The 13,232-nt window shown below is 65.4% G+C and carries 13 protein-coding genes and 1 tRNA gene; 4 read left to right on the top strand and 10 right to left on the bottom strand.

Annotation, left to right across the window (positions count from 1 at the left end; translation table 11 throughout):
• Positions 1 to 6 precede the first annotated feature (6 nt).
• From AC1DDA_RS03505 to moaA, 3 genes are all read right to left on the bottom strand, one after another.
• Entirely contained in the window at positions 7 to 1,476 is a 1,470-nt protein-coding gene (locus AC1DDA_RS03505; protein WP_476794651.1) for a hypothetical protein, read from the bottom strand.
• Complete coding sequence (locus tag AC1DDA_RS03500) at positions 1,466 to 2,002, bottom strand: hypothetical protein (RefSeq protein WP_476794650.1); 537 nt, start codon at positions 2,000 to 2,002, stop codon at positions 1,466 to 1,468. The genes AC1DDA_RS03505 and AC1DDA_RS03500 overlap by 11 nt, the downstream gene beginning before the upstream one ends.
• A 142-nt stretch (positions 2,003 to 2,144) precedes the next feature.
• Positions 2,145 to 3,152, bottom strand: a complete 1,008-nt coding sequence (gene moaA, locus AC1DDA_RS03495; protein ID WP_476795119.1) for a GTP 3',8-cyclase MoaA — start codon at positions 3,150 to 3,152, stop codon at positions 2,145 to 2,147.
• A 153-nt stretch (positions 3,153 to 3,305) separates the two neighbouring features.
• Here moaA and AC1DDA_RS03490 point away from each other — a divergent pair, with 153 nt between their 5' ends.
• On the top strand, positions 3,306 to 3,668 hold the full coding sequence (locus AC1DDA_RS03490) for a gamma-butyrobetaine hydroxylase family protein (RefSeq protein ID WP_476794649.1): 363 nt from the start codon (positions 3,306 to 3,308) through the stop codon (positions 3,666 to 3,668).
• Here the strand turns inward: AC1DDA_RS03490 and petA are convergent.
• Together petA and AC1DDA_RS03480 are read right to left on the bottom strand one after the other, a co-directional pair.
• Entirely contained in the window at positions 3,665 to 4,324 is a 660-nt protein-coding gene (gene petA, locus AC1DDA_RS03485; RefSeq protein WP_476794648.1) for a ubiquinol-cytochrome c reductase iron-sulfur subunit, read from the bottom strand. The genes AC1DDA_RS03490 and petA overlap by 4 nt on opposite strands.
• A gap of 247 nt (positions 4,325 to 4,571) precedes the next feature.
• Positions 4,572 to 5,981: a DUF1254 domain-containing protein gene (locus tag AC1DDA_RS03480; RefSeq protein ID WP_476794647.1), complete on the bottom strand. Its 1,410-nt coding sequence runs from the start codon at positions 5,979 to 5,981 to the stop codon at positions 4,572 to 4,574.
• A gap of 629 nt (positions 5,982 to 6,610) precedes the next feature.
• On the opposite strand from AC1DDA_RS03480, the gene AC1DDA_RS03475 reads away from it, so the two are divergent.
• Positions 6,611 to 7,507, top strand: coding sequence for a cell wall hydrolase (locus AC1DDA_RS03475; RefSeq protein WP_476794646.1), 897 nt, complete (start codon positions 6,611 to 6,613; stop codon positions 7,505 to 7,507).
• A gap of 44 nt (positions 7,508 to 7,551) precedes the next feature.
• On the opposite strand, the gene AC1DDA_RS03470 is transcribed toward AC1DDA_RS03475, so the two are convergent.
• The 3 genes from AC1DDA_RS03470 to AC1DDA_RS03460 all read right to left on the bottom strand — a co-directional run bounded on the left by AC1DDA_RS03470 (position 7,552) and on the right by AC1DDA_RS03460 (position 10,666).
• Complete coding sequence (locus tag AC1DDA_RS03470) at positions 7,552 to 8,460, bottom strand: DMT family transporter (RefSeq protein WP_476794645.1); 909 nt, start codon at positions 8,458 to 8,460, stop codon at positions 7,552 to 7,554.
• Positions 8,461 to 8,980: 520 nt separating this feature from the next.
• A complete protein-coding gene (locus AC1DDA_RS03465; RefSeq protein ID WP_441512344.1) occupies positions 8,981 to 9,559 on the bottom strand; it encodes a L,D-transpeptidase in 579 nt (192 codons plus the stop codon).
• Between the two features lie 177 nt (positions 9,560 to 9,736).
• Positions 9,737 to 10,666, bottom strand: coding sequence for a lytic transglycosylase domain-containing protein (locus tag AC1DDA_RS03460; RefSeq protein ID WP_476794644.1), 930 nt, complete (start codon positions 10,664 to 10,666; stop codon positions 9,737 to 9,739).
• A 135-nt stretch (positions 10,667 to 10,801) separates the two neighbouring features.
• Here AC1DDA_RS03460 and AC1DDA_RS03455 point away from each other — a divergent pair, with 135 nt between their 5' ends.
• Complete coding sequence (locus AC1DDA_RS03455; RefSeq protein WP_476794643.1) at positions 10,802 to 11,857, top strand: hypothetical protein; 1,056 nt, start codon at positions 10,802 to 10,804, stop codon at positions 11,855 to 11,857.
• A 14-nt stretch (positions 11,858 to 11,871) separates the two neighbouring features.
• Here the strand turns inward: AC1DDA_RS03455 and AC1DDA_RS03450 are convergent.
• A tRNA-Val gene (locus AC1DDA_RS03450) sits at positions 11,872 to 11,946 on the bottom strand.
• Between the two features lie 36 nt (positions 11,947 to 11,982).
• On the bottom strand, positions 11,983 to 12,672 hold the full coding sequence (gene gph, locus AC1DDA_RS03445; protein ID WP_476794642.1) for a phosphoglycolate phosphatase: 690 nt from the start codon (positions 12,670 to 12,672) through the stop codon (positions 11,983 to 11,985).
• 164 nt (positions 12,673 to 12,836) lie between these two features.
• Here gph and AC1DDA_RS03440 point away from each other — a divergent pair, with 164 nt between their 5' ends.
• Positions 12,837 to 13,223, top strand: a complete 387-nt coding sequence (locus AC1DDA_RS03440) for a hypothetical protein (protein ID WP_476794641.1) — start codon at positions 12,837 to 12,839, stop codon at positions 13,221 to 13,223.
• Positions 13,224 to 13,232: the final 9 nt, after the last annotated feature.

Below are 13,232 nucleotides of genomic sequence, written 5' to 3'. Positions count from 1 at the left end.
CGACCTTTAGCGTGGCATTGCGGCGAAATCCTCCGCCGCCTGCTTCTGGGCCGCCTCGTCGCGCTCGAAGGCTTCGCGCCCCGCCTGTGCCGCGCGCAGCTTCACCTGCTCGATCTCGCCGGCGAGATCGACGCCGCGCAGCAGCATCAGCCTGTCCTTGAGCTTCGCCTCGATAAGCCCCGGCATGCTGGTGAGCTGCTGCTCGAAATCCTCTATCTGCCGGCGCGCCGCGACAATTTCCGGCAGCTCGCCGGGCTGGTCGATCTCGGCGAGGTTGAGCGATTGCGAGAAATAGGCTGGCGGCAGATCGGTGCGGACCCGAAGATTTGCTTCGCGATATTGCATCATCGCCGCGTCCTTGGCCGCGCGCAACTGGCCGAGGCGGGAGAGATAGAGGTCCCGCGCCTTCTCGACTGCCGCCTTCGTGCCCTGCAGCTTGCCGAGTTCGTCGCGGCAATCGGCGCGGAAGCCGTCGATCTGGGTACGGATCGCCTCCAGCTCCGGCAGCAACTCGCCATCGAGCCGGCGCCGCTCTTCCTCGACCGCGCTCCAGCGCTGGCGCCAGCGCTTATAGGCGGCGGCATGGCCAGGATAAGTGCCGAAGGCGGTATAGCCCTTCGTCGCCGCGACGAAGGCGACGAGGCAGCCGATGATGACCAGCGCGACCGATTTGATGTCATAGATCGCGAGGGGGTTTTCCATCATGCGCGGCATGACCTGGAACGAGCGCGCATCCGGATTGGCGATCAGCATCTCGCGGTAATGGCCGACCGCGAGGTTGAACAGCACGATGAGTGCGATCATCCCGGCATAGGCCGGCAGGGCCCAGAACAGATGCGAGCTCTTGACGTGCTGGCAGTAGCGCGCCGGGCCGATGCCCATGCAAAAGCCGAGCGCGATATTGAGCGCGGAGATGATGACGGCGGTGGCCGCGCCGCCGACCAGGCCGAAATCGCTGGCTTCGGCAAAGAAATTGCCGTTGAGCAGGCTCTCGATCACCAGCGGCACGACGAGGAAGAACAGGATGAACTGCCACTTGTCGAGCTTGGGGTCGGCGCGGCGCTTGTTCTCGTAGTTGAAGAACGCGTATTCGCGCTTGGCGCGGAGCGCGTCGTAGACGCGCTGCTCCAGCTCGCTGCCGTGCTTGTTGAGCATCGCCCGCATGGTCGCCTCGACACCGCGCACCCGTCCCTCGAAGCGTTGCTGCGTGAAGAGTTCCCGCCGGCTGACGATCTCGGCCTGGATGGCGTTGAGCCGCGCCGCTGCCTCCTGCCGCAGCTTGGCGTGGTGTTCGCGCACCCGGGCGATCAGCGTCTGCTCGGTCTGCGACAGCATGGTCGCGTCGGCCGGGGGCAGGTTCTCGACTGCGTCGCTTGCGCCGTTGTGGCCGGCCCTGACCGCTTCAGCGAGATGGTGCGCCGTCATCGCCGGGGTGATGCCATGGGGCGAGGCCGTGCTGCCATTGTCATTCGCCATGGGCGGCTCGCGTCAGAAACTGGCGGGCATCGACGACATCGACCCAGAAATCGCGGAAGCCGGGATAGGCCGGGCGCAGATAGGCGCGCTCGAACCACATCGTCAGCGCGACAAGTCCCGCGCCGGCCAGCATTGGCAGGGTGCCGACGAGGGACAAGCCTGCGGAATCGAGCGCCGAAAGCCGCCAGCCGAGTCCCGCCAGCACCATCGTGCAGGCGATCACAAGCAGGGCGCGCACGCGGTGCCGCCCGGTGTCGTAGGCGAGCTGCAGTGCGGCGGTCATGAGTGTGATCGCGAAGGCCGCACAGAGTTCGAGCACGACCAGACCCGCCAGGGCGCCCACTATTCCGGCCCCGATCCAGGTCGCCGATGCCGGCGCGAGTGCAACGAAGACATTGCGCCCGCTGGACCAGCCGAGGAACAGGCAGAAGAGCAGGGTGGTCGCGACGAGGATGGCAAGAAGAGGCAGGAGCCGCCGCAGCCGCAGGGCCATAACGGCCAGACGCGCGGCGTGGGTCTGCCTCATGGCGTCAATGATTGCGCTTGCGGCCGCTCTCACGCGGCCTGCGATCGCCTTGAACATGACCCGCAGCAACTCCACCCGTCGCCTGACGGTGCCGGTATTCGCCCAGCCGGTCAAGCTGACGCGGCAATCGCCGTCCTGCCGATCAGCCGCCGGTGACGCTCATATGCCGGCCGACGGCGGGGCGCGCATGGCGCCGGTCGATGATGAAATCGTGACCCTTGGGCTTGCGGGCGATGGCCTCGTCCATGGCGCGGTAGAGCAGGGCGTCGTCAGGGGAGGAGCGGACGGCGGCGCGCAGATCGGCAGCGTCCTCCTGGCCGAGGCACATATAGAGCGTGCCCGTGCAGGTCAGCCGCACGCGGTTGCAGCTCTCGCAGAAATTATGGGTGAGTGGCGTGATGAAGCCGACCAGTCCACCGGTCTCCTTGACGCGGACATAGCGCGCCGGCCCGCCCGTGCGGTAGGGGTCGTCGACGAGCGAGTACTTCTCCATCAGCCGTCCGCGCACCACCGAGAGCGGCAGATACTGGTCGATGCGGCCGACCTCGATCTCGCCCATCGGCATGACCTCGATCAGCGTGAGGTCCATGCCGAGGCCGTGCGACCAGAGCATCAGCTCTTCGATCTCGTCGTCGTTGACGCCCTTCAGCGCCACCGCGTTGATCTTGACGCGCATGCCGGCCTTGCGCGCCGCCTCGATGCCGGCGAGCACGACCTTGAGGTCGCCCCGGCGGGTGATCTCGCGGAACTTGTCGGCGTCGAGCGTATCGAGCGAGACGTTGATGCGGCGCACGCCATAGCCGGCGAGCTCATCGGCATAGCGCGAGAGCAACGAACCGTTGGTCGTCAGGGTCAGCTCGTCCAGCGCACCGGATGCGAGGTGGCGCGAGAGCGAGCGGAACAGGCTCATGATGTCGCGGCGCACCAGCGGCTCGCCGCCGGTGAGTCGCAGCTTGCGCGTGCCGCGGCTGACGAAGGCGGTCGCGATCCGGTCGAGCTCTTCCAGCGTCAGCAGCTCCTTCCGGGGGAGGAACTGCATGTTCTCGGCCATGCAGTAGACGCAGCGGAAATCGCAGCGATCCGTCACCGAGATGCGCAGATAGGATATTTTCCGGCCGAACGGATCGACCAGTGGCGTCAGCGGCTTCATGTCGTCGAGCAGCACGTCTGCCTCAACTCCGAACGCCCAGCCGCTCCGACCAGGATGCGGACTGGTTTGCACATTGCTATAGCAGGACATTGGCACTGCTGCGGCCAAGGTCAAGCGCGTGACTGCCGCAGCCTGCGAAGGACGTACACGATCATGTCATCCTGGCCGACCGAAATCCGCCTGTCGAAAGACCGTCGCACCCTGCACGTCGCCTTCGATGACGGGGCGAGTTTTGCGCTGCCGGCAGAGCTTCTGCGCGTCGAAAGCCCCTCGGCCGAGGTCCAGGGCCACCATCCCAGCCAGAAGACGATCGTCGCCGGCAAGGCTGCGGTCGAGATCCTCAGGGTCGAGCCGGTCGGCAACTACGCCGTCAGGCTCGGCTTCGACGACATGCACGAGACCGGCATCTATGCCTGGGACTATCTGCGCGAGCTTGGCGAGCAGGCCGACGAGAAGATGAGGGCCTATGAGGCGGCGCTGGCGGAAAAGGGGCTCTCCCGCGAGCGGCAGCGCTAGAGCTGCTCAATCGAAGAAAGCGAGAAGTCTTCGCCAACCGGGTTCTCGCCAACCACAAGCGTCGTATCGCTGGTGTAGTGGTGTGGAGGGACGGGAAGATTGTATGGCGCGGGAACGCCTCGGAACACGCGTCCAGCCAAATCGTATTTCGACCCGTGGCAAGGGCAGAAATAGCCCCCCGGCCAGGAAGCATCAATGCTGGGATCGCCTAAATCGGGCCTGACGATGGGTATGCAGCCGAGGTGGGTGCAGATAGCAATGAGAACCATGAATTCGGGATTGCTCGAGCGACACCAGTTCCTGGCATAGTCCGGTTGCTGATAGACGGAGGAATCGGGATCGCTGAGCCTCGCAATGAGGCTTGAGTTCTTCAGTTCTGCCAGAGCTTGGGCGGTTCGATGCAGCACCACGATCGGCTTCCCTTGCCAAAAGAAAGAAATCTGCTGGCCCGGCTGAATCTGGGAAAGATCAATAGAAACCGGAACACCGGCGGCCTCTACATCGGCGGATGGGTTCATCGAAGCGATGATGGGCCAGGCCGCAGCAATTGCCCCGACCGAGCCGAACGCTGCCGTGGCCAAGAAGATGAAGTCGCGACGGCTGGGGTGCTCCTGATGGAAGCCAGTTCGGTTTGCTCGGACATCTGCGCGTCTCATTGAGCGTGGAGGCGTCGCGGGATCGCTGACTACCCAGAAAAGCACTGCTCCGGACGACGTGGTGCCGCAGTTGCAGAAAACAAGGACGCCTGGGGCTTGGCGACGTTGCACGGAAACGCGCCGTCATCCCGGACTTGATCCGGGATCCATGCCGGAGCATTTGCGGTCGAGGTTCAGGCATGGATCCCAGCTCTCGGCTTCGCTGCGGCAGGGATGACGGGCGCTTCCGTGAAGGCGCCAGGCGATCTCAGGGGCTGGCGACGCGCTCCACGTCCGGCAGCTTCCAGCTCTTGTCGAAGAGCGGTTTCTCCGGTCCGTAGAGCCGGAACAGCAGCTCGAACTTGCGATTGGGATCGGTCGGAACCCAGTTCGTTTCCTTCCCGGCCGGAGCCAGCGGGCCGAAAATCACGTCGACCGACCCATCCTGGTTCTTCTGCACGCCGGGGCTGATCGAGGCGAGGCTGGCACGGTTCATGTTCTTGACGAGGGCGTGCGTCTCCCGGTCGTAGACTGTCGCCGACCAGTATTGCTTCACCGGTGCGTTGGGCGGCACGGTCAGCCGGTAGGTGGCGCCGCCGTCGAACGCGTTGCCGTCTTTGTCCTTGTTTGCCATCAGGTAGAATTGGGCGGTGCCGATGCGCTTGATGCCGGTGAAGCCGAGCGTATAGGTGACGCCGCGCGCATCGACCGGATAAAGGTCGATATCGGCATAGCCGTTCTGGACCGCCTTGATCACGTCCGGCATCGCAGCGGGGAACCAGCGTATCCCCTGATTGATCACCGGGAAGCCGGCGTCATAGCGCTCCGAAAGCAGCGCATGGGCTTCCTTGGCGCCGGCGCCGAGAGCCTCCTGCGTCTTCGCATCGGGATTGAAGGACTTGCCCTTCTCGATGCCGAGCGTCTTCAGTTGATCGATCATCACTCGGTCGCGCTGCAGCCAGGGCTCGTTCTGCACGACGCGGTCGAGGTTTCGGTAGAAGCTGGCGTCGTATTTGATTGTCGAGTCGAACATCACGTCTAAGGCATCGACGCAATTCGTCGTCGGCGGGTTCGCGGCGCGCGACAGCGGATAGATCCTGACTTGCTTGCCGTAGGCGACCGATTTCGCAATATCCGCGGCGCTGTGGCTCGGCAAATTCGAGCGCAGCAGCGCAAAGCCACTATAACTGTCGGACGGCAGATGGATATAGCCGGCCGGAACCTTACCCCTATAGCCCGGCGGCGTGATCAGATACTTGCCGCCCTTGCCCTTGTCCGCCCCTTCGGGCCCGGCATCTTCGAGCGGCATCTGCCAGATGGTGACGATGTTCCCCGCGATCGATCCGCCCTTCGCAGGCGGGATCTCGATAACGATGGGGCCGTCCTTCACGTTCCAGAACGACATGAAGTAGATCGAATCCGGATTCGGCGTCAGCGTCTGGTTCTTCCAGTTGACCGGCTGCGACCAGAAGACGATGTCGTTCGGCTTCGCCTTGGTCTTGCCGAGGGCCTCCTGGAGCATCAGGTCGGTGTTGACCGCGGGCATCGCCCAGATCATCGCCTCGACGGCGCGCCGTTCGATGTTGCGCCGCGCCAGATCGTCCGCCGGCCCCGTCTGGGCCTGGGCCGGTAGTCCGCTCAGGACCATCAATGCGCCGCCAATCCGGCTCCACCGCATCGTCGCCTCCAGCGCAATCGTTTGAAGCCGCAGCTTCGCATGCCGTGCCAGTCTGTCGAGGCTGTAACAGTTACATTTCCGGTTCGCCATTCGACGGCGGATCGATTGCGTCACAAAGATGCCGAAGTCTCTCGTCATAGCGCAGGTCAAGCGACGCCTAATTTGGTTAATGTTGAGTTAAGGGTCCTTGATGGAAAGTAACATTTGCGCAGATATCTGTGCGGTGAATAGGATTATGTTCAGGTATAGCCGGGCCGAGTGCTCGTGCAGGTAGGAGCTTCTTTCGGAAGGCTTTCGCCCTGTGCCTCTCGGCGCGCGATGATCGCTCCTGATATCGCGGCGATGCCAAGAGCCGCCGGCGCGACAGAGCCTATCCCCTGCGTTCTCCTGCCGTGGCAGATGGCCTGCGATCCCCCGCAGTCCTGCGCCTGATCCGATTGCCGCCTGGCGCCGCCAAAGCCAGCGACGAGCGTAGCAGTCCAACCGCGCCTGATCCCCTCCCGGGCCAAACGCTAGCTCGTTTCCCTTCCCCCTTTCCAGCAAGTTCCAGCCAAGCGAGCCGCTGATCTCGCCGCCGGTATCGGTGCGGCGCCTGCTCGGCTTGCCCCTATTTCTCCGGAGCATCCTTCATGAAGCGCATCGTCCCGCAGGCGCTGCTCGCGCTCGCGGCTCTCGTCGTGCTGCCTACCAAGACCCTGCCAACGACGTCGCCCGCCCCGTCGCGCATCCCCCTCGGTGTCGATAGCCGCACACTGGGTTTCCATCCGACGGAGCTTCCCGAGAGCCGTCTCCATGCCGATGACCTGCGGCTGTTCGGCAGGCTGAACAGCCCGATGCTCGCATTGGCGATCGTGCACGAGCCCGCGGGCAAACCGTACACTGGTCTCGCGCGCTTCTCGCGCGACGGCGAGCAACGCGAGAAGGCTCCGCCCGGAGCCGCGCAGCCTTCGCGCGAGGGTCTTGCGAAAAATGATGGAACGACCCCGCGCCCTGCCGCGACCGCGGCGCAGAGCGTGCTTACTCCGACGAGCGAAGCCACGACGATCGCCTGGGTAACGCCGACGGGCATTATCGTCCTGCCCGGGAAGGAGCTTGAACCGCGGCAGACTTATGTCGGGCTGATCGAGCCCGAGAACCTGGAGCGCGAAGAGCGTTGCCTGGCCCAGGCCGTCTATTTCGAAGCGCGTTCCGAAGTGGAGCAAGGGCGGGCCGCCGTCGCCCAGGTCGTGCTCAACCGGGTCAAGAGCGGTGTCTATCCGGCGACGATCTGCGGCGTGGTCTTCCAGAACCGACATCGCAAGCTGGCCTGCCAGTTCACCTTCGCCTGCGAGGGCAAGGCCTTGCGGATCACCGAGCCCGAGGCATGGAAAGCCGCGATGCGCATCGCCCGCGAAGTCTACGAGGGCAAAATCTATCTCGAGGAGGTCGGGGCCGCCATGCATTACCACGCCGACTATGTCCAACCCGGCTGGGCGAAGAAGCTCAAGAAAATGGACGTGATCGGCCGGCACATCTTCTACAGTTGACGATCGCGCGGGTTATCGCGATCGAACGCCTGCGTCCGCGAATGTCAGCGACGGGTCTTGCGGAGCGCCAATGCGACGCCGCTGAGCGCGACGCCGATGGCGAGGATTTCCCGCGAGCCCAGGGTATCTCCGAGCAGCGGTACGGCCGATAGCGTTCCCACGATCGGGACGATCAGCATGCCCGTTGCCGCCGTTGACGTGGGCAGGCGTTTCAGCGCCCCAAACCACGTCAGATAGCACAATGCCATCGGCCCCGCCGCCATATAGGCCAGGCCGACCAGGCCCTGACTGGATAATGCGAGAGGATGAGGCTGTTCGAGAAACAGGCTCAGCGCGATCATCGGCAGGCAGCCGAGTGCCACCTGCCATGCCGTCAGCGCCATGAAAGGCATCGCGATGGGCTTGCGTGCCATGACGGTGCCGACAGCGAACAGAATGGCGGCCGCTAGGCCGAAGAGAACGCCCGGCAGTTTTTGGACGGCGAGGTTCGGGCCGCCCATCAAGATCGCGATGCCGGCAACGCCGAGCGTCAATGCAAGCAGGCTGCGGCGATCCGGGCGTTCGCCATGCAGCGGCCAGGCAATCAGCATCGCCCATATCGGCATCGAATAGGCGATGAGGGCGCCTTCGGAAACCTTCAGCCAATTCAGGGACAGGGCCGTAAAGCCCATCCAGGCGAACACGTTGATTCCGGCGGCGATAACGAGCGGGAGGCGGAATTCGCGCGGCAGGCCAAGCGGCTCGCCGCGGCGCCATGCCAAAACCGCCAGGCCGGCCGCGCCGAGGAGGCCAGCCATGCCGCGCGCAAACAGCGGCGGCCAGTCGAGCAGAACGAATTTCAGGACCGACCAGTTCAGGCCCCAGCCGCATGCGGTGATGACAAGCAGGATCTGGCCGAGCCGCCGCTCGGCCGGCTCGGCAACTGTTCCCTGGCTTTGGACGGTGTTCGCCACAGCTCAACGACGTCCGGCATTCGATGCCTGGGCGGGAAGGTCGTGTTTGGTCCAGTCCTTTGGAGCCATGGCTGTTTCCCGATGCTCTTCGATTTTGCTTCGTCCGGCCTGGCGATCCGGCGTGCATGCGCATCGTCGTTGAAGTTGAGCGGTGGCGTTCGCGAATTTTGACTGTCGAATGGCGAATTTGGCCGATGGTTTCGGGTTCTTTGATGAAAATGGTCGAGCCCGATGAATGTGCGCGTGTCCCGAGCCGGAATGGCGCCGGGAGCTCCGCTGTCCCTCGTCTCCTGAGCGCGCAGCGTTCTCCCGCAACCACGCGGTCATCCCGGGCCTGTGGCGTGGCTCGTCAAGAAGTCGGCAATTCCCACGTCCGCGCGACCGACGCGCGCGAGGTCGCGTCGTGGCCAAACCCTTGCGTTGCGAGGGCCATGCGACCGGTCGATCGCGGGGCGAGCCGGCCAAACAAAAAAGCCGGCGTTTCCGCCGGCTTATTCGATGGGAATGAAGCGTGAGCGACTCAGCGCGCGACGACGACGCGGGTGCCGACCTTGGTGCGCTCGTAGAGATCGATGACGTCCTCGTTCAGCATGCGGATGCAGCCCGAGGAGACGGCCTGGCCGATCGTCTCCGGCTCGTTCGAGCCATGGATGCGATAGAGCGTCGAGCCGAGATACATGGCGCGGGCGCCAAGCGGGTTGTCCGGGCCGCCGGGCATGAAGCGCGGCAGGTCGGGACGGCGCTTCAGCATCTGCGACGGCGGGGTCCAGCTCGGCCACTCGGCCTTGCGGGTGATGCTCTGGCTGCCCGCCCAGTCGAAGCCCGGGCGGCCGACGCCGACGCCATAGCGCACCGCCTTGCCATTGGGCATCACGAAATAGAGACGGCGCTCCGTCGAATTGATGACGATCGTGCCCGGCTGGTATCGCGTCGGATAGTCAACGACCTCGCGCGGAACGGCGGTAGCCTGCGCCTTCGCCGGGTCGACATATTGCACCAGAGGCTGGCGCGTCAGCGGATCGATTTCGGCCCGGGCGGCGGAGCCAAGGGCAAGCAGGCCAAGACCGGCGAGCATGGCCAGACGGATGGAGCGGATCATCGAGAACCTCGGGCGGTCGGGGCAGCGTGTGGACACGAAGTTGACACGGAAAAGTCAACGTCTCCTCAACGTCCTGTCAGCTTCCCGGGGCCGCTGCAATCGGGCTTTTATCACATCACTGAGAGCGTTCGAGCTTTGCCATTCCGCGTTGCGCACATGCAACATGGCTGCGATGGATCAGCTCCTCAGGACCACGCAGGCGCCGCGATCGATCTGGATGCGCCGGCAGAGCGCGGTTGCCTCGGCGCGCGTCGCCGCGGGCAGCCGGACCCGGTAGAATGCCCGCGTGCCGCGGCTGCGCAGGCGCGTGCCGATGATCATCGGCTCGAGCTCGCCGATGATGGTGCGGTGGCGAGCGCTCGCGCGCTGGAAGCTGGCGAGTGCGCGGGCCTTGGAGAAATTGCCGGCGAGCTGGACGCCCCAGGGCGCGAAGGGGGCCTCCGCAATTGCGGGGAGGGCCGGGCGAGCCTGCCGGATCGCGACCAGCGTCGGCGCGCAGGCGGCCAGCTGATCGCGTGTCGCCGGTCGCGCCGGCGGCGAGCGCCCGTCGCCATTGGCGCTGTTGCGGGCATCCTCGGCCCAGTCCTCGACTGAGGCGCCGGTGATCAGCAGGACATAGTTCTCGGTCTCCATCGGCAGGAAGCGGGTCTGCCCTGCAGCGCGGGCGGTAAGCCAGCCGGCAAGGCGGTTCGGGCCGCCATTATAGGCCGCCGCCGCAAGCCCCCAATTGCCGAAGCGGTTGCGCAGCTCGGCGAGGAAATGCGCAGCCTTGGGCACGGCCTGCTCGGGGTCGAACGGATCGAGCAGGCCGCGCTCGCGCGCCGTGCCGGGCATGAACTGCGCCACGCCCTGTGCGCCGGCCGGGCTCGTGACATGCGGGCGAAAGCTCGATTCCTGGAAGATGAGCCGGGTCAGAAAGGCCGGCGGCACCGCGTGCTCCCGTGCGGCGTCGTCGATCAGGCGGCATAGTGCATCCTGGATGCCGGAGGAGGCCGGCAGCGGCTCGTCCGCACCGTACCCGGGGCCGGGCAGCAGGCAGAGCGCGAGCAGGGCGGCGATAAGTCGCTGCGCGGGGCTGGCCAGACGGCGGAAGGCGCCTGAGATCATCTGGCCTCTCTCGCATGTTCGCGCGGCGGCTGCCAACTGCGGCGCCTTCCGCGTTGTGACGGAGGCATCCCATGTGCGAAGAGGGCGCCGGCCGGCTAACCGGTCAGGGTCATGACATTGGAGTACAGGGCCAGCATGGAGAAGGCCTGGATCGTCTGGTCGCGGTGGTTCCTGGTGGCGGCGGCGGGCTGCGCCGGGCTGCTGTTCGCGTTCGTCGCTGCGCTCGATCCTTTCGGCATGCGGGTCGCCGCGGGGCAGCCGGCCCGGCCGATCATGGATATCAACCAGCGCTTCATGTACCCGCAGCTCGTGCGCTCCGGGCGCTTCGATGCGGCGGTGCTCGGCACCTCGACCATGCGCCTTCTCGATCCGCAGACGCTTTCGCAGGGACTCGATGCGCGCTTCGTCAACCTTGCGATGAATGCCGCGACGCCTTGGGAGCAACTGCAGATGGCCGGGCTGTTCCGGGATCATGTCAGCCTTCCCAAGCGAATCATCTGGGGCCTCGATGTCACCTGGTGCGAGCCCGATGCCACCGATGCGGCGAAGCGCCTGACGCCGCGGCCGATGCCGGACTGGCTCTCGCGAGAGGTTCGCTGGACCGATTGGCCGAAGCTGCTCAACCTGACCAATCTGGAGATCGCCGGCCGGCTGATGGCCTATCGTCTCGGCTGGTCGCGAGAGCGTATCCGCGGCGACGGCTACGAGGTCTTCACGCCGCCGGAGGCGAGCTACGATCTGGCTCGCGCGCGCAGCCACATCTACATGAGCAATGGCGGCCAGAAGCTGGATTTGACGCCCTTGCCGCCGATGCCGGTGTCAGCCGCTGAAAGCGCTGGCTGGCGCTTTCCCGCTCTCGCCTGGCTGGAGGAGGCGATCGCCGCCTTCCCGAAGGAAACGCAGGTGATGCTCGTCCTGCCGCCCGCACATCTGATGGGCTACCCCCGCGAAGGCTCGGCGGGCTGGCAGCGCTACGGTGCATGCAAGGCGGGTATCGCCGCATTGGCGCGGCGCCATGGCGCGACGCTGGTCGACTACGCGCATGCCTCGCCGATCACGGCGCGGGATGAAAATTACTGGGATCCCCTGCATTTCCGCCTGCCCATCGCGGCCCGGTTCGCCGAGGAACTGGTCGCGATCGCAAAGGGAGGCCAGCCGCTGCCGGATGGTGCGGCCCGGGTCCTGCGCTGACGATGTCGGGAAAATGGTGGGCGGCACAGGGATCGAACCTGTGACCCCTCCCGTGTGAAGGGAGTGCTCTACCGCTGAGCTAGCCGCCCGGACCGGCCCTCTCCTAGTCGGCGCGCTTCACGCCGTCAAGGACGTGCAGGTACCAGATTGAGCGCCCGATCCACAGCGTCCGGCAACTCGTCGAAGTGCTGGATGACGAAATCCGGTTCCAGCGTCTCGATCGGCACGTCGGTATAGCCGAAGGGCACGCAGATGGACGGGATGCCTGCCGCGCGCGCGGTCGCGATGTCGGTGCGGGAATCGCCGATCATCACGGCGCGCGAAACGTCGGCCTTCGCAGCCTCGATGGTCATCGTGAGGTGGCGCGGATCGGGCTTGAACCAAGGGAAGCTGTCGCGCCCCGCCACGGCGGCGAAGCGTTTGGCGATGTCGAAATGGTCGAGGATCAGGCGCGTGTGCAGGATCGGCTTGTTGGTGCAGACGGCGAGCGCGTAGCCCTCGTCGGCCAGTCTATCGAGCGCGCCCAGCACGCCGTCGAACAGATGGCTGTGGGAGGCGACATCGTCGGCGTAGATGTCTAGAAAATCCGCGAAGAGCCGCTCCAGGGTCTCCGCGTCGAGCGGCTGGCCTGACACCTTGAAGCCGCGTTCGATCAGGGCGCGCGCGCCCGCGCCGACAAGCTCACGTGCCCGAGCCAATGGCAATGCAGCCAGGCCTTCGCGCACCAGAATGACGTTCAGAACCCGCATGATGTCCGGTGCGGTCTCGGCGAGCGTTCCGTCGAGATCGAAGACGACGATCGGGGGCTGGCTCATGGCGTGGCTTTCCGGGCAATGCGGCAGACGACCGGCTTAAACGGCTTCGCGGGCCGGCTGGCAAGTGCTCTCCCGCAAAGGGCCATCGTCACCGGCTCCCCAAATTCGCCGCGCATGATGGTATCGTTCGCTCGATTCGTCGCCCCGCGGCAGGGAAACATGTCATGTCGAAGTTCATCGCAATCCGGCCCGGCGTGACACGCCTGGGATTGGCACTCGGCCTTGCGCTGCCATGTGCGCTCCCGGCCCTCGCAGGGCCGTTCGAGTTCGCGCCAGCGCCGCAGACCGATCTCAACCGGGTCTACCGTATCGACAAGGCGACGGGCGAGGTCGGTGCCTGTCAGTTCCAGCTGAAGGAGGGCGGCGTCGGCCTCACCGTGTGCTTCCCGACGGGCGAGGGGGCTGGGCCTCAGGCGCCGAGCGACTATGCGCTGATGCCCTCCCGGCACGAGCGCGAGGGCGGCATCTTCCGCGTCAATATCCGTACCGGCGAGATGAGCATCTGCTACGTCTTCGACGACAAGACGGTGTGCACGCCGCAAGCGAAATAATGCGTTGCG

Source organism: Allobosea sp. 10N428, from assembly GCF_056394545.1.
This window is presented reverse-complemented; position numbering and strand designations above follow the sequence as displayed.